The sequence below is a fragment of the Georgenia phoenicis genome (genome assembly GCF_047302425.1).
Taxonomy (GTDB): Bacteria; Actinomycetota; Actinomycetes; order Actinomycetales; family Actinomycetaceae; genus Oceanitalea.
This window is the reverse complement of the sequence record NZ_CP154855.1, coordinates 482,603-496,917: the sequence shown is the minus strand read 5'-3', so window position 1 is coordinate 496,917 and position 14,315 is coordinate 482,603. Positions and strand designations below refer to the sequence as shown.

The window sequence follows — 14,315 nt, the reverse complement described above, 5'->3', positions numbered from 1 at the left end:
CGCCGCCGCTCGCATCCGCTCCGCACGGCGTGCGGTCAGCGGCGCAGCACGTCCCGCAGGGCGGCGAGGACGAGGGCGACGGCGTCGTCGTCGGCGTTGGGGCCCATGAGCCCGATGCGCCACACGGTGTCCGCGTACCTGCCCACACCCGCGCCGATCTCGATCCCGTACCGCTCGAGCAGCTCACCGCGCACCGCGGCGGCGTCCACACCGTCGGGGACGACGACGGAGGTGAGCTCGGGCAACCGGTGCCCTTCGGCGGCGAAGAGCTCCAGGCCCATCTCCTGCAGCCCGTCCTGCAGGCGCCGCCCCGCGCGCTCGTGCCGGGCCCACACCGCCTCGAGCCCCTCGTCGAGGATCCGCCGCAGCCCGCCGTGCAGGCTCGCGACCATCGCCGTCGGCGCGGTGTGGTGGTAGGTGCGCGACCCGCCGGTCGTGCCGCCGACGTACCCGCCGAGCAGGCCGAGGTCGAGGTACCAGGACCGCGGCGTCTCGACCCGCCGCGCGAAGGCCCGGTCGCTGATCGTGAAGGGCGCCAGGCCCGGCGGCACGCCCAGGCACTTCTGCGTACCGGCATAGCCGATGTCGACGCCCCACTCGTCGGCACGCAGCTCGATCCCGCCGATGGAGGTGACGGCGTCGACGAGGAGGAGCGCCTCCCCCTTGAGCCGGCCCAGCGCGGCGACGTCGGAGCGCACGCCCGTGGACGTCTCCGCGTGGACCATCGCGATCACCTTCGGAGACGGGTGCGCGGCGGCGACCCGCTCGGCGTCCACCGGCTGCCCCCACTCGTGCTCCACGCGGACCACCTCGGCGCCGCAGCGCCGCGCCACCTCGCACATCCGCTCACCGAAGAGGCCGTTGACGGCGACGACGACGACGTCGCCCTCGCCCACCGTGTTGACGAAGGCGGCCTCCATCCCGGCCGAGCCGGTGGCCGACAGCGGCAGCGTGCGGGCGTTGCCGGTCTGCCAGACCTCCCGCAGCATCGCGCAGGTCTCGTCCATGAGGCGGATGAACTCGGGGTCGAGGTGTCCGAGCAGCGGGGCCGCGAGCCCCGCCGTCGCCTCGGGGTAGAGGTTGGTGGGGCCGGGACCGAGGAGGCGGCGCGTGACGAGGGTCATGCCTCCTGTCTAGCCCGCGCCCGCAGCGGGCACAAGCAGCCGGTCAGAGCCGGACGACGAGATCGGCGCGGTCCCGCGTCCGCGCCACCAGCCGCGCGTTGGCCTCGTCCGAGCGCAGCACCCACTCCCGGGCCTGCGCCGGCGTCCGCCCGTGCTCGACGTGGCGGCGGACGAGGCGCTCCACGCGCAGCTCGTCGTCGACGTCGACGAACCAGACCTCGTCGAGCAGCTCCCGCACCCGCAGCCACGGCTCCTCGTCGAGCAGGAGGTAGTTGCCCTCCGTGACGACGAGCGGCGTCCGCGGGTGCACGGGCACCGCACCGGCGACGGCCGCCTCGAGGTGGCGGTCGAAGAGCGGGGCGTAGACGGTCTCCTCGGGCACCTCCCGCAGCCGCCGCAGCAGGGCGACGTAGCCGGCGGCGTCGAAGGTGTCTGGGGCGCCCTTGCGGTCACGGCGGCCCAGCCGCTCGAGCTCGGCGTCGGCCAGGTGGAAGCCGTCCATCGGGACGAGCACGGCGTCCGGGGCGAGGGCGGCGACGACGACGCCGGTGAGGGTGGACTTGCCGGCGCCCGGTGGCCCCGCGATGCCGAGGATCCGCCGTGGGCCGCGGGTGAGTGCCCGCGCCCGCTCGACGAGCACGTCGAGCGACGGGAGGGTGCCGTGGTCCTGGCTCATGACGACCTCACCTTAAGCGCGGCTCAGCCGCCGACGGCGTTGACGGCGGCCGAGAAGACCCGCGGCAGGCGCTGGGCCGCGGGGACGAGCAGCGGCCGGGCCGGGGAGGCGCCGACGGTGAGCAGCGTCTGGGTGAGAACGCGGTGGCGGCGCACGATCCGCCGCCACTCCCGCTCGTACGCGGGCAGGTCCCCGGCGACGACGGACCGCACCGCCGCCTGCGCCTGGGCGAGGGCCAGGCTGATGCCCTCACCGGTGAGGGCGTCGACGTAGCCGGAGGCGTCCCCCACGAGCAGGACCCGCCCCTCGACCCGCCGCCGCGACGCCTGCCGCAAGGGCCCGGCGCCACGGACGGTCGAGGCGAGCTCCGCCCCGGCCAGCCGCTCGAGCAGCTCCGGGAAGTCTGCGAGCTGCTCCTCGTACGGTGCCCGCCGGGAGGTGAGGATCGCGACGCCGACCTCGTCCTCGGCCACCGGGGTCACGTAGGCCTCGCTGTGCCCGGCCCAGTGGACCTCGACGTGGTCCGTCCACGGCGCCAGGCGCACGTGGCGGCGCAGCCCGTAGCGGGCCGGCCCGGGCGCGCGGGCCTCCAGGCCGACGGCACGGCGCAGCGGTGAGTGCAGGCCGTCGGCGACGACGACGTACCCGGCCGCCTCGCCGTCGACGACGACGCCGCCCGCCTGGTTCCGGACCTCCCGGACCCGGCCCTGCTCGATCGTCACCCCGGCGTCGCGCACCGCCTCCCGCAGCGCGCGGTGCAGCTCGGTGCGGCGCACCCCGCGCCCCGGCCGCCCCCGGAAGCGCGTGGCGGCGCTGCGGCCGGGCGCGCAGTAGCGGATGCCGACGATGTCCCGGCCGGCGGGCCGCACCCCGAGGGCCGCGAGGTGGGCCACCCCGGCGGGCATGACCCCCTCCCCGCAGGCCTTGTCGACGACGCCGGGACGCGGCTCCCGCACGACGACACTCAGTCCCGCCGCCGCGGCGTGGAGGGCGGTCGCCAGTCCGGCCGGCCCGCCCCCGGCGACGACGAGGTCCATCTCAGCGGCTCGCCGGCACCGCGTCCGCGAGCGCCCGGTTCTCGGTCCGGATGCGCACTGTGAGCAGCGCCGCGTTGGCCACGGTGAAGACGAGCGCGGTGACCCAGGCGTCGTGGACGAGGGGCAGCGCGAAGCCCTCGACGACGACGGCGATGTAGTTGGGGTGCCGCAGCCACCGGTACCGGTAGGGGCCCGTGGCGACGAGCGGGAGGTCCGGCACGACGATGACGCGCGTGTTCCACCGCGGCCCGAGCGTCGTGATGCACCACCAGCGCAGCGCCTGGGAGCCGAGCGCGAGCGCGAGCATGACCCAGCCGACCGCGGGCACGAAGGGCCGGTCCGCCAGCCACACCTCGAGCAGGCAGCCGACGAGCAGCCCGGTGTGGAGGACCACCATGACCGGGTAGTGCCCGGCGCCGCTCTCCCGGCCACCGCGCGTGAAGGACCAGCGCGCGTTGCGCTTGGCGACGACGAGCTCGGCGAGCCGCTCGAGGGCGACCGCGCCGATGAGGACGGTGAACAGGACCTGCGACGTCATCTGGCCTCCAGGAGAACCATCTCGAGACTGAAACCGGGCCCCATCGCCATCATGAGGCCGAAGCTGCCGGGGGCGGGCCCCGCGTCGAGCGCCGCCCGCAGGATGTGGAGCACCGACGCGGAGGAGAGGTTACCGACGGTGCGCAGCGACTCCGTCGTCAGGGCCAGGGCCTCCAGCGGCAGCCCGAGCGTCTCCGCGAGCGCGTCGATGACCTTCGGCCCGCCGGGGTGGCACACCCACCAGCCGATGTCGGCGACGCCGAGACCGTGCTCGGCCAGGAAGGCGGCGACGTCCGCACCGACGTTGTCCCGCACGAGGTCGGGCACCTCGGCGCCGAGGACGATCCGCAGCCCGGTGGCGCGCACGTCCCAGCCCATGACGGCCTCGGTGCCGGGGTACAGGCGGCTCTTGGCGGCGACGACCCGCGGCAGGTCCCCACCTCGGGACGGGCCGGAGGTCGCGAGGACGGCGGCGGCGCCGTCGCCGAACAGGCCGCTGGCGACGAGGTTGGCCCCCGAGGCGTCGTCGCGCTGGACGGTGAGCGAGCACAGCTCGACGCTGACGAGCGCACCCACGGTTCCGGGCCGTCCCGCGAGCAGGTCGTGCAGCCGCGCGGTCCCGGCGGCGCCGGCCATGCAGCCGAGGCCCACGATCGGCAGGCGCACGACGTCGGGCCGCAGGCCCACCCGCTCGGCGATGCGCGCCTCGAGCGAGGGGACGGCGAGCCCGGTGATGGTCGTCGAGACGATGAGGTCGAGCTCCCGGGGCGCGAGCCCGGCGGCGTCCAGCGCCCGGGTCAGCGCCTCGGCGCCGAGGTCGACGGCCGCGGCGATGAAGGCGTCGTTGGTCTGCCCGAAGTCGAGGAAGCGGGCGTACTGCTCGAGCGGGAGCGCGACGTGCCGGCCGTCGACCCCGCACCCGGCGTGGATGCGGCGGATGAGCCGCTCCCCCCGCTCGTCCAGGCCGATGATGTCGACGAGCGCGTCCGTGAGCTCACCCTGCGGGTAGCGGTACTCGGGCAGTACCGGCTCGACGGCGAGCAGCTCAGTCACAGGTGGAGCGTACGGGCTAGCCTCCGAGGGTGCCCCTCGTCACCGCGCTCGCGCGGGCCTCGCACCCCGCGCCGACGGTCGTCGTCACCGCGCTGGCCGTGCTGCTCGCCGTCGGGGCGGGGCACGGACCGGGCGGGACGCTGCTCGTCGGGCTCGCCGTGCTCACCGGCCAGCTGTCGATCGGCTGGTCCAACGACCTCCTCGACGCCGCCCGCGACCGCGCCGTCGGGCGGGCCGACAAGCCGCTCGCAACCGGGGCGCTGAGCACCCGGACGGCGGCGGTCGCGCTCGGCCTCACGCTGGCCGCGACCGTCGCGCTCTCCCTCGCCCTCGGGGTGCAGGCGGCGCTCGCCCACCTCCTCCTCGTCGGCGGGGGCTGGGCCTACAACCTCGGCCTCAAGTCGACCGTCGTCTCCTGGCTGCCCTACGTCGTCGCCTTCGCCGCGCTGCCGGTGGTGCCGTGGCTGGCCCTCGACCCGCCGGTGCTGCCGCCGTGGTGGATGCCCGCCGTCGGCGGCCTGCTCGGCGCGGGCGCGCACGTCGTCAACGTGCTGCCCGACCTCGCCGACGACGCCGCCACCGGGGTGCGCGGCCTGCCCCACCGCCTCGGTGCGCGGGCCTCGGGGGTGCTCGCCGTCGTCGTCCTCCTCGCCGGCACGGCCGTCGCGGTGCTCGGGCCGCAGGGGCCGGTACCGGTGTGGGCGTGGGCGGTGCTCGTCGGCGCCGGGGCGCTCGCCGTCGTCTCCCTCGGGCGGCCGGGACGCGCCCCGTTCCAAGCGGCGATGGTCATCGCGCTGGTGAACGTCGTCGTGCTCCTCGTGCGGGCGGCCTGACTCAGCCGCCGACGTCGTGCAGGTGGTGCAGGACGTCGTGGAGGAAGTACTGGCTCAGCGTGCGCACGGTGAAGGCCGAGCCGTTGCTCCGCAGGCCGCGGCGCTCCCACCGCTCCTCCGGGACGGCGGCGAACTCGGCGCCCGCGGCGCGGGCCTCGGCGGCCAGCTCCTCGGCGACGGCCGCGGGGTCCTGCTCCCCGTACTTGCCGGCGACGGCGGCCGCGTCCTGGTCCCAGTTCGGGAAGGTCGGGTGGTCCTCGGTGAGCATGAGCCGCAGCCGCTCGCGGAAGACGGCGCACACGTCGCGCACGTGGGCGCCGTACTCCAGCGGCGACCACGTGTGGTCGTCGGGGCGCCGCGCGACGTCGGGACGGCGCAGCACCGCCTGCCAGCGCACGACGGCGTCCTCGAGCACCGGCGCCGTCGTCGCCGGGGAGTGGGCGGCGGCCTCGGTGCCGCACTCGGGGCAGGGGCGCTGCAGCACCCAGGTCCAGTCCTTGGTGTCCGGGTCGATCGCCATGCCGGGCATCGTGCCGTGCGCGGCCCGGCACGTCCAGTAGCCTCACGGGACCAGCGAGCGAGGAGGGCGGCTGAGATGAAGGCGCTCGTCGTGTACGAGTCCCACTTCGGCAACACCGGCCGGGTGGCGCGTGCGGTCGCCGAGGGCCTGCGCACCGGTGCGGAGGTCGAGGTGCTCGACGTCGCCGACGCGCCGCCGATCGGTGAGGTCGACGCCGACCTCCTCGTCATCGGCGCCCCCACCCACGTGCTCGGCCTCAGCCGCCCGGACTCGCGCCGCGAGGCGATGGAGCGGGCCGGGCTGGAGGAGGAGTCCCGGCCGGGTATCCGCGAGTGGCTCGAGGAGGCCGGCGAGCTGACCGTCCCGGTCGCCGTCTACGACACCCGCACCCACGAGTCGAAGCTGCCGGGGAGCGCCGCCCGCGCCGTCGTGCGGCGGCTGCGGCAGCGCAAGGTGCCGGTCGTCGCGCCGGCCGAGCACTTCGCCGTCCACGGCAGCGAGGGCCCCCTCGCCCCCGGGGAGGAGGAGCGCGCCACCGAGTGGGGGCGCGGGCTCCTCATCCTCCCCGGCGCCTGAGCGCCTCAGGCCTGGCGGGTCTCCGGCACGTTCGTCAGGGACGGGTCGCGCACGACGGAGTCCCCGAGGATCTCGTCGATCCGGGTGAGGACCTCGGCGGGCAGCTCCACCCCGGAGGCCGCGACGTTCTCCGCGACCTGCTCCGGGCGCGAGGCGCCGATGATGGCCGCGGACACGTTGTCGTTCTGCAGCACCCAGGCGACGGCGAGCTGCGCCATCGTCAGGCCCAGCTCCTCCGCGACGGGCCGCAGCTCCTGGACACGGGTGAGGAGGACGTCGTCGTGCACGTCGCGGTCGATCATCTGGGCCCCGCCCTTGGTGTCCGCGGCGCGCGAGCCCTCCGGGACCGCCTGCCCCGGCAGGTACTTGCCGGTGAGGATGCCCTGCGCGACCGGCGAGAAGACGATCTGCCCGATGCCCAGCTCGCGGGAGGCCGGCACGACCTCGCCCTCGATGACCCGCCACAGCATCGAGTACTTCGGCTGGTTCGAGATGAGCTGGAAGCCGAGCTCGCGGGCCATCGCGTGCCCCTCGCGGAGCTTGTCGGCCGGCCACTCCGAGACGCCGATGTACAGCGCCTTGCCCTGGCGGACGATGTCGGCGAAGGCCTGCATCGTCTCCTCGAGCGGGGTCTCGACGTCGTAGCGGTGGGCCTGGTAGAGGTCGACGTAGTCGGTGCGCAGGCGGCGCAGGGAGCCGTCGATGCCGTCACGGATGTGCTTGCGGGACAGTCCGGTGTCGTTGGGGCCCTTCTTCCCGATCGGGAAGTAGACCTTGGTGAAGATCTCCAGCTCGTGGCGCGGGACGCCGGCAAGCGCGTCGGCCAGCACCTCCTCGGCGCGGGTGTTGGCGTAGACGTCGGCGGTGTCGAAGCTCGAGATGCCGGCGTCGAGCGCCGCGTGCACGCAGCGCGTGGCGACCTCGTTCTCCACCTGGGAGCCGTGGGTGAGCCAGTTGCCGTAGACGATCTCCGAGATCTTGAAACCGCTGTGTCCGAGGTACCTGTGCGCGACCATGGGCAGCAACCTACCCGCCCGTGTGCCCGACCCGCCCGTCAGTCCTGAGACGGCGTTCTCATATAGCGGTCACGTCCAGTACGCTTCGACGACGCGACGTGTGCCCCAGGAAGGACCTCCAATGACGCGCTCATCCCTCCGGCTGGCCGGCGTCCTCGCCGCCTCGGCCCTGCTCCTCACCGCCTGCGGCAACGACGACGGCGGCGGTTCCGGGAGCGGCGGCGACGACGACCGCACCTACTCCATCGGCGTCACCCAGATCGCCGCGCACCCGTCGCTGGACGCCTCCCTCGAGGGCTTCAAGGCCGCGCTCGAGGACGCCGGGCTCGAGGTCGAGTACGAGGAGGAGAACGCCCAGGGCGACCAGTCGACCGCGATCTCCATCGCCAACGGCTTCGCCTCGGCCGGGCACGACCTCATCCTCGCGATCGCCACGCCCACGGCGCAGGCGGCCGCCCAGGCGATCACCGACGTCCCGATCGTCATCACCGCCGTCACCGAGCCGCAGGAGGCGGGCCTGGTGGACAGCTGGGAGGCGCCCGGCGCGAACCTCACCGGCACGAGCGACCTCAACCCCGTGGCCGAGCAGCTCGGGCTGCTCGCCGAGATCGCCCCCGACGCCCAGACCGTCGGCATCGTCTACAGCTCCGGCGAGGTGAACTCCGAGGTGCAGGTCGAGCTCGCCGAGGAGGCCGCCGCGGAGCTGGGCCTGGAGATCGAGACGGCCGCGATCACCAACTCCGGTGAGGTGCAGCAGGCCGCCGAGTCCCTCGACGTCGACGCCTTCTACGTCCCGACCGACAACACGGTCATCCAGTCCTTCGAGGCGCTCCTCCAGGTCGCCGAGTCCAGGTCCGTGCCGCTCGTCGCCGCGGACGGCGACACCGTGGAGCGCGGCGCGATCGCGACCTACGGCATCGACTACGAGCAGCTCGGCTACCAGACGGGTGAGATGGCCGTGCGCATCCTCACCGAGGGTGCCGACCCGGCCGAGATGCCCATCGAGACGCTGGAGGAGTGGCCGCTCATCGTCAACCCCGCCGCCGCCGAGCGGATGGGTGTGGAGCTGCCCGCCGAGCTCGTCGAGCGCGCCGAGACCGTCGTCGAGTGACCCGAGCTTCCTCATGATCGGAGCAGTCGAGCTCGGGCTCATCTACGCCGTGATGGCGCTGGGGGTCTACCTGACCTTCCGGATCCTCAACTTCCCCGACCTCACGGTCGACGGCAGCTTCACCACCGGTGCCGCCACCGCCGCCGTCCTCATCACCGGCGGGACCCACCCGGCCCTGGCGACCCTCGCCGCGGGCGTGGCGGGCCTGCTGGCGGGTGTGGTCACCGGGCTGCTCCACGCCAAGGGCGGGATCAACCCGCTGCTCGCGGGAATCCTCACCCAGATCGGGCTCTACTCGATCAACCTGCGGATCATGGACGGCGCGAACGTGCCGCTCCTGCGCTCGGACACCCTCATCACCCCGCTGCGGGAGGGCGGCCTGCTCGGCGGCGCCGCGTCGATCGCGATCTTCGGGGCGCTGGCGATCCTCGTCAAGCTCGCCCTCGACTGGTTCCTCCACACCGACACCGGTCTGGCGCTCCAGGCCACCGGTGACAACGAGGCGATGATCCGCAGCTTCGGTGTCAACACCGACCGCACGAAGATCCTCGGCCTGGCCCTGTCCAACGGGCTCGTCGGCCTCGCCGGTGCGGGGGTCGCCCAGTACCAGGGCTTCGCCGACATCTCGATGGGTATCGGCCTCATCATCGCCGGGCTCGCCTCCGTCATCCTCGGCCAGGCGGTCTTCGGCTCGCGGCTCATCGTCATCTCGACCCTCGCCGTCGTCCTCGGCTCGATCCTCTACCGGGTGGCGATCCAGCTCGCTCTCCAGGTGCCGTGGCTCGAGGCCAACGACATGAAGCTCGTCTCCGCCGTCCTCGTCGTCACCGCCCTGCTCCTGCCGCGCTGGGGCGTGTTCCGCAAGGTCGGGGCGCTGCGCTCGCTGCGCCGCACGGCGGCCACCACGACGCCGGCGGGAGGCCAGTGATGCTGACGATCGACTCCGTCACCAAGACCTTCTTCCCCGGCACCCCGAACGAGCGCATCGCGCTCGCCGGGATCACCCTGCACCTGGAGCCCGGCGAGTTCACCACCGTCATCGGCTCCAACGGCGCAGGCAAGTCGACCCTCCTCAACACCATCGCCGGGAAGATCAGCCCGGACTCCGGCACCGTGACGGTCGACGGCGAGGACGTCACGCGCCTGCCCGACCACCGCCGCGCCGCCCACCTCGGCCGGGTCTTCCAGGACCCCCTCGCCGGCACGGCCCCGGACATGACGATCGAGGAGAACCTCGCGATCGCCTACGCCCGCGGCAAGTCCCGCGGCCTGCGGCTCGGGGTGACGAAGGCGAAGCGCGAGTTCTTCCGCTCCGAGCTCGAGTCCCTCGAGCTCGGCCTGGAGAACCGGCTGAGGATGAAGGTCGGGCTGCTGTCCGGAGGTCAGCGCCAGGCGCTGTCCCTCCTCATGGCGACCTTCAGCGAGCCGAAGATCCTCCTGCTCGACGAGCACACCGCCGCACTGGACCCGCAGCGGGCCGACCTCATCACCCGGCTCACCGCCGAGGCGGTCGAGCGCCACCACCTCACCACGCTCATGGTCACCCACAACATGGACCAGGCCCTGCGGGTGGGGACGCGGCTCATCATGATGCACGAGGGCCGGGTGGTCGTCGACATCGCCGGGGAGCGCAAGCAGCGCGCCTCCGTCCAGGACCTCCTCCAGGCCTTCGCGCAGGCCGGCGCCGGCCTCGACGACCGCACGCTGCTCCAGTAGCGGCCGCTCAGCGGACCCGTCGCCCGGTGACCGTCGTCATCGCGACGGCGACGGGCACGGTGGCAGGCAGCTCGGCCCACACGTCGGCCGCCGGGGCGCCCGGGTTGACGAGCGGGTCGCCCACGAGGTGCGCCCGGCCGGTCACGGTCACCGACCAGCCGGTCCGGCTCTCCTCGTCGAAGTGGCCGGCGGCGACGGTGATGGGGCGGCCCTCGACGACGGCGGTGAGCGAGCGGCCGTAGCCGCTGCGCACGACGATCTCGTCACCGTGCACGGTGAAGTTCACCGGCACCATGTGGACGGCGCCGTCGGCACAGTGGGCGAGCCAGGCCACGGAGACCTGGTCGAGCAGGCGGCGGCAGGCGCGCGGACCCAGCACCTCGAGCGACATCTCTCGGCTCCCGTCGGCGGGCCTCCAGCATCCCACCCGGCGCAAGACCCCGGGCGGGGTTCGGCCGGACCGTCAGGCGGGGTCGGTGACGTCAGCGACCCGCGCGCCGAGCGCCGTCACCAGGGCGGCGCCGTCGACGGTCGCGGCCACGCCGTGCGCGCCCGCGCCGATCGAGACGGTGCCCCGCACGCGCTCGTCGGCGACCACCGGCCAGGCGTGCAGCGCCCCGAAGGGCGTGATGGTCCCGCGCTCGTAGCCCGTCACCTCGCGGGCGGTGGCGGCGTCGGGCAGGGACAGCCGGCTCACGCCGAGCAGGGCCCGCAGCCGGGGCCAGGAGATCTGCCGGTCGCCCGGGACGAGGACGAAGAGGTAGTCCCCCTCCGCGCGCCGCACGACGATCGTCTTGACGATCGCCCCGGGCTCCACGCCGCGGGCCGCGGCCGCCTCGGCGAGGCTGCCGACCCGCCCGTGCCGGGTCACCGTGTGGGCCAGGCCGGCGGCCTCCATCGCGGCGACGGCCTCGGCCTGCCCCGGGCCGGCGGCGCTCACGAGGCGCTCCGGGCGACCGAGAGCGGCTGCCGTCCGGCGGGCCGGGGCGTGCGCCCCGCCGGCTGCGGCGGGGCGGGCAGCAGCGGCGGGCGCAGCACGACCGGGCGCGTCACCGGCTCCCCCGCCCGCACGCGGACCTCCTCGTCGTAGACGCTCATCGCCAGCTCCTCCCCGTCCTCGCTCAGCAGGGTGCACGTGACCTCGTCGTGGTCCGCCTCCACCTTGACGGCCATGCCGCGCCACAGCACCCGGAAGGCCAGGCGCGTCACCGTCTCGGGCAGCGCGGGCGCCACGTGCAGCCGGTCCCCGCGCTCGCGCATCCCGCCGAAGCCGTCGACGAGAGCCGTCCACGCCCCGGCGGAGGAGGCGATGTGCAGCCCCTGGTCGGTGTTGCCCTGGAGGTCGCGCAGGTCGACGAGCGCCGCCTCGTGGAGGTAGGCGTGCGCGAGGTCCAGGTGCCCCACCTCCGCGCACATGACCGCCTGGGTGCAGGCCGACAGCGAGGAGTCACGCACGGTGCGGCGCTCGTAGTAGTCGAGGTTCCACGCCTTGTCCTTGTCGGTGAAGGCCTCCCCGCACCAGTGCATGGCGAGCACGAGGTCGGCCTGCTTGACGACCTGCTTGCGGTAGAGCTGGAAGTACGGGGCGTGCAGCATGAGCGGGTAGCGGGTCCCGCCGTCGTGGAAGTCCCACTCCCCGTACCGGGTGAAGCCCTCGCACTGCGGGTGCACGCCGAGCTCGGCGTCGTAGGGCACGTGGACCGCCTCCGCGGCGGCCCGCCAGGCCGCCCGCTCGTCGTCGTCCACCCCGAGGGCGACGGCGAGGTCCGGGTTGCGCTCGCACGCGCCGTCGGCGGAGCGCAGGTTCCGCGCGGCCATGAGGTTGGTGAAGACGTTGTCGTCGATGACGGCGGTGTACTCGTCGGGCCCGGTGACGCCCTGGACGTGCCAGGCGCCCGAGCGGTCGTGGTGGCCCAGCGACATCCACAGCCGCGCGGTCTCGACGAGCACCTCGGCCCCGCACTCGCGGTCCAGGCTCTCGTCCCCCGTGGTGAGGCGGTAGTACTCGAAGGCGCGGGCGATGTCGGCGTTGAGGTGGAAGGCGGCGGTGCCGGCGGGCCAGTACGCCGAGGTCTCCTCGCCCTGGATGGTGCGCCACGGGAAGGCGGCGCCCGCGAGGCCGAGCGTCGCCGCCCGGGCCTTGGCCAGCGGCAGGGTCGAGGCCCGCCAGCGCAGCGCGTGCGCCGCGGCGTCGGGTGCGGTCATGACGAGGACGGGCAGCACGAAGCCCTCGATGTCCCAGAAGGTGTGTCCGTTGTAGCCGGTGCCCGTCAGCGCCTTGGCGCCGATCGCCCGGCCCTCGGCCCGCGCGCCGGCCTGCAGCACCTGGAAGAGGCAGAAGCGCACCGCCTGCTGGAGGATCGGGTCGCCGTCGACCTCGACGTCCGCCGAGCGCCAGAAGTCGTCGAGGTAGCGGCGCTGGTCGCGCACGAGGGAGTCCCAGCCGGCGTAGCGGGCGCTGGTGAGCGCGGCGGCCACCTGGTCGCGCAGGGCGTCGGCGCTGCGGGTGCCGGACCAGCCGTAGGCGACGTGCTTGACCACCCGCAGCGTCTCCCCCGCCTCCAGGCGCGTGACGACGGTCGTGCGCGCCCAGTCCTCGCGGGCCTCGTTCTCCACCTCGAACTGGCGGGGGCACTCGATGTCGTGGTCCATGCCGGCCGCGACGAGCAGGTTGCTCGTGCGGGTGCGGTGGAGGAGCACGGCGCCGCGCTGCTCGACGTCCCTGGCGACGGCGACGAGCGGGTCCTGGAGGGCGGCGGCCACCCGCGGGTCGTCGTCGTCGGCCTCCGGCGGGTCCTCGTTGGCGACGAGCTGGGACTGGACGATGAGGCGCGCGGGCCCGTCCACGGGCTCGACCTCGTACTCGACGGCGGCGACGGCGCGGTGGGTGAAGGACACGAGCCGGGTGGAGCGCACGACGACCCGCCGCCCGGCCGGGGAGACCCAGTCGGTCACCCGGCGCAGGGTGCCGGCGCGCAGGTCGAGCACCCGCTCGTGGGAGAGGACCTCGCCGTAGCGCATGTCGAAGGGCTCGTCGTCGACGAGGAGGCGGACGAGCTTGCCGTTGGTGACGTTGACGATCGTCTGCCCGGACTCCGGGTAGCCGTAGCCGCCCTCGGCGTAGGGCAGCTGGTGGTGCTCGAAGAAGCCGGACAGGTAGGTGCCCTGCTGGTCCACCGGCTCACCCTCGTCGAGGTTGCCGCGCAGGCCCAGGTGCCCGTTCGACAGCGCGAAGAGCGACTCCATCCGGCCGAGCGAGTCGAGGTCCAGGCCCCGCTCGCGCAGGCACCAGGGCTCGACGGGCAGGGTCGGCTCGGTCACAGGAGCTCCTCGAGGTCCGTGACGACGACGTCGGCGCCCTCCTCGCGCAGTGCGTCGGCCTGCCCGAGGCGGTCGACGCCGACGACGTAGCCGAAGCCGCCCGTCCGGGCCGCCGCCACACCGGCGCGCGCGTCCTCGAAGACCGCGGCCTCCCGCGGCGTGACGCCCAGGCGGCGCGTCGCCTCGAGGAAGGTGTCGGGGGCGGGCTTGCCGGGCAGGTCGAGCGCGTGGGCGACAGAGCCGTCGACGAGGACGTCGATCCGGTCCTCCAGGCCCGTGACGTCCAGCACGAGGGCGGCGTTCGCGCTGGAGGAGACGACGGCGCAGGGCAGCCCCGCCTCCCGCGCGGCCTCGAGGTAGCGCAGGGAGCCGGGGAAGACCTCGACGCCCTCGGTCGTGATGAGCTGGAGGACGCGCTCGTTCTTCCGGTTGCCGATGCCGTTGATGGTCTCCCGCTCCGGGCTGTCGGTCGGGGTCCCGAAGGGCAGGGTGATGTCGCGGCTGCCGAGGAAGTCGCGCACGCCGTCGACCCGGCGCTTGCCGTCGACGTGCGCGGCGTACTCCGCCACCGGGTCGAAGGGGACGAAGGGCTCCCCCGTCCGCCGGGAGTGCTCCCGGAGCACCTCGTCGAAGGTCTCCGTCCACGCCCGGGCGTGGAGGGCGGCGGTCCGGGTGAGCACGCCGTCGAGGTCGAACAGCAGCACGCGCACGCTGTCTGGTAGTCCGAGCACCACGTCTCCTCTCGCTACAGGTCCGCCCAGCCTCGCAGGCTTCGCGGCAGCGCGCGCCCCTTCC

Annotated in this window: 16 protein-coding genes; 5 read left to right on the top strand and 11 right to left on the bottom strand. The window is 74.3% G+C overall.

What is annotated here, in order from left to right; all coding sequences use genetic code 11:
* Positions 1-35: 35 nt before the first annotated feature.
* Genes AA0005_RS02490 through AA0005_RS02470 form a run of 5 tightly spaced genes read right to left on the bottom strand, consistent with a single transcriptional unit; the run spans position 36 to position 4,427 of the window.
* Complete coding sequence (locus AA0005_RS02490; RefSeq protein WP_413451850.1) at positions 36-1,124, bottom strand: pyridoxal-phosphate-dependent aminotransferase family protein; 1,089 nt, start codon at positions 1,122-1,124, stop codon at positions 36-38.
* A gap of 43 nt (positions 1,125-1,167) precedes the next feature.
* The gene (locus AA0005_RS02485) at positions 1,168-1,800 is read right to left on the bottom strand and encodes a nucleoside/nucleotide kinase family protein (protein WP_413451849.1); all 633 of its coding nucleotides are present in this window, start codon (positions 1,798-1,800) and stop codon (positions 1,168-1,170) included.
* Between the two features lie 23 nt (positions 1,801-1,823).
* Positions 1,824-2,837 (bottom strand): NAD(P)/FAD-dependent oxidoreductase, encoded by a 1,014-nt coding sequence (locus AA0005_RS02480; RefSeq protein ID WP_413451848.1) that lies wholly within the window; start codon positions 2,835-2,837, stop codon positions 1,824-1,826.
* A 1-nt stretch (position 2,838) separates the two neighbouring features.
* Positions 2,839-3,375 carry an isoprenylcysteine carboxyl methyltransferase family protein gene (locus tag AA0005_RS02475; RefSeq protein WP_413451847.1) on the bottom strand — a complete coding sequence of 179 codons (537 nt, stop codon included), beginning with the start codon at positions 3,373-3,375 and terminating at the stop codon, positions 2,839-2,841.
* The gene (locus AA0005_RS02470; protein ID WP_413451846.1) at positions 3,372-4,427 is read right to left on the bottom strand and encodes a type III polyketide synthase; all 1,056 of its coding nucleotides are present in this window, start codon (positions 4,425-4,427) and stop codon (positions 3,372-3,374) included. The genes AA0005_RS02475 and AA0005_RS02470 overlap by 4 nt, the downstream gene beginning before the upstream one ends.
* A gap of 29 nt (positions 4,428-4,456) precedes the next feature.
* On the opposite strand from AA0005_RS02470, the gene AA0005_RS02465 reads away from it, so the two are divergent.
* Positions 4,457-5,260, top strand: a complete 804-nt coding sequence (locus tag AA0005_RS02465) for a UbiA family prenyltransferase (RefSeq protein ID WP_413451845.1) — start codon at positions 4,457-4,459, stop codon at positions 5,258-5,260.
* Position 5,261: 1 nt separating this feature from the next.
* On the opposite strand, the gene AA0005_RS02460 is transcribed toward AA0005_RS02465, so the two are convergent.
* On the bottom strand, positions 5,262-5,780 hold the full coding sequence (locus AA0005_RS02460; RefSeq protein ID WP_413451844.1) for a DinB family protein: 519 nt from the start codon (positions 5,778-5,780) through the stop codon (positions 5,262-5,264).
* A gap of 75 nt (positions 5,781-5,855) precedes the next feature.
* Between AA0005_RS02460 and AA0005_RS02455 the strand changes: the two genes are divergently transcribed.
* Positions 5,856-6,356: a flavodoxin family protein gene (locus AA0005_RS02455; protein WP_413451843.1), complete on the top strand. Its 501-nt coding sequence runs from the start codon at positions 5,856-5,858 to the stop codon at positions 6,354-6,356.
* 5 nt (positions 6,357-6,361) lie between these two features.
* Here the strand turns inward: AA0005_RS02455 and AA0005_RS02450 are convergent, their stop codons facing one another.
* A complete protein-coding gene (locus tag AA0005_RS02450) occupies positions 6,362-7,372 on the bottom strand; it encodes an aldo/keto reductase family protein (RefSeq protein WP_413451842.1) in 1,011 nt (336 codons plus the stop codon).
* A 121-nt stretch (positions 7,373-7,493) separates the two neighbouring features.
* Between AA0005_RS02450 and AA0005_RS02445 the strand changes: the two genes are divergently transcribed.
* From AA0005_RS02445 to AA0005_RS02435, 3 genes are read left to right on the top strand one after another with little or no spacing between them, the layout of a single operon-like run.
* The gene (locus AA0005_RS02445; RefSeq protein WP_413451841.1) at positions 7,494-8,483 is read left to right on the top strand and encodes an ABC transporter substrate-binding protein; all 990 of its coding nucleotides are present in this window, start codon (positions 7,494-7,496) and stop codon (positions 8,481-8,483) included.
* A 13-nt stretch (positions 8,484-8,496) separates the two neighbouring features.
* Positions 8,497-9,411 carry an ABC transporter permease gene (locus AA0005_RS02440; protein WP_413451840.1) on the top strand — a complete coding sequence of 305 codons (915 nt, stop codon included), beginning with the start codon at positions 8,497-8,499 and terminating at the stop codon, positions 9,409-9,411.
* Positions 9,411-10,199, top strand: a complete 789-nt coding sequence (locus AA0005_RS02435) for an ABC transporter ATP-binding protein (protein WP_413451839.1) — start codon at positions 9,411-9,413, stop codon at positions 10,197-10,199. Before AA0005_RS02440 ends, AA0005_RS02435 begins: the two co-directional genes overlap by 1 nt.
* A 7-nt stretch (positions 10,200-10,206) precedes the next feature.
* Here AA0005_RS02435 and AA0005_RS02430 read toward each other — a convergent pair whose 3' ends face one another.
* From AA0005_RS02430 to AA0005_RS02415, 4 genes are all read right to left on the bottom strand, one after another.
* On the bottom strand, positions 10,207-10,590 hold the full coding sequence (locus AA0005_RS02430; RefSeq protein WP_413451838.1) for a pyridoxamine 5'-phosphate oxidase family protein: 384 nt from the start codon (positions 10,588-10,590) through the stop codon (positions 10,207-10,209).
* Positions 10,591-10,662: 72 nt separating this feature from the next.
* Positions 10,663-11,097: an aminoacyl-tRNA deacylase gene (locus tag AA0005_RS02425; RefSeq protein WP_413453052.1), complete on the bottom strand. Its 435-nt coding sequence runs from the start codon at positions 11,095-11,097 to the stop codon at positions 10,663-10,665.
* Between the two features lie 38 nt (positions 11,098-11,135).
* Complete coding sequence (locus AA0005_RS02420) at positions 11,136-13,520, bottom strand: glycoside hydrolase family 65 protein (RefSeq protein WP_413451837.1); 2,385 nt, start codon at positions 13,518-13,520, stop codon at positions 11,136-11,138.
* The gene (locus AA0005_RS02415; protein WP_413451836.1) at positions 13,517-14,251 is read right to left on the bottom strand and encodes an HAD family hydrolase; all 735 of its coding nucleotides are present in this window, start codon (positions 14,249-14,251) and stop codon (positions 13,517-13,519) included. The genes AA0005_RS02420 and AA0005_RS02415 overlap by 4 nt, the downstream gene beginning before the upstream one ends.
* Positions 14,252-14,315: the final 64 nt, after the last annotated feature.

Coding starts and splice junctions, on each gene's coding strand:
- AA0005_RS02435 (WP_413451839.1), top strand. CDS start 9,411: ATGCTGACGATCGACTCCGTCACCAAGACCTTCTTCCCCGGCACCCCG.
- AA0005_RS02425 (WP_413453052.1), bottom strand. CDS start 11,097: ATGGAGGCCGCCGGCCTGGCCCACACGGTGACCCGGCACGGGCGGGTC.
- AA0005_RS02460 (WP_413451844.1), bottom strand. CDS start 5,780: ATGGCGATCGACCCGGACACCAAGGACTGGACCTGGGTGCTGCAGCGC.
- AA0005_RS02430 (WP_413451838.1), bottom strand. CDS start 10,590: ATGTCGCTCGAGGTGCTGGGTCCGCGCGCCTGCCGCCGCCTGCTCGAC.
- AA0005_RS02475 (WP_413451847.1), bottom strand. CDS start 3,375: ATGACGTCGCAGGTCCTGTTCACCGTCCTCATCGGCGCGGTCGCCCTC.
- AA0005_RS02450 (WP_413451842.1), bottom strand. CDS start 7,372: ATGGTCGCGCACAGGTACCTCGGACACAGCGGTTTCAAGATCTCGGAG.
- AA0005_RS02440 (WP_413451840.1), top strand. CDS start 8,497: ATGATCGGAGCAGTCGAGCTCGGGCTCATCTACGCCGTGATGGCGCTG.
- AA0005_RS02490 (WP_413451850.1), bottom strand. CDS start 1,124: ATGACCCTCGTCACGCGCCGCCTCCTCGGTCCCGGCCCCACCAACCTC.
- AA0005_RS02480 (WP_413451848.1), bottom strand. CDS start 2,837: ATGGACCTCGTCGTCGCCGGGGGCGGGCCGGCCGGACTGGCGACCGCC.
- AA0005_RS02455 (WP_413451843.1), top strand. CDS start 5,856: ATGAAGGCGCTCGTCGTGTACGAGTCCCACTTCGGCAACACCGGCCGG.
- AA0005_RS02445 (WP_413451841.1), top strand. CDS start 7,494: ATGACGCGCTCATCCCTCCGGCTGGCCGGCGTCCTCGCCGCCTCGGCC.
- AA0005_RS02485 (WP_413451849.1), bottom strand. CDS start 1,800: ATGAGCCAGGACCACGGCACCCTCCCGTCGCTCGACGTGCTCGTCGAG.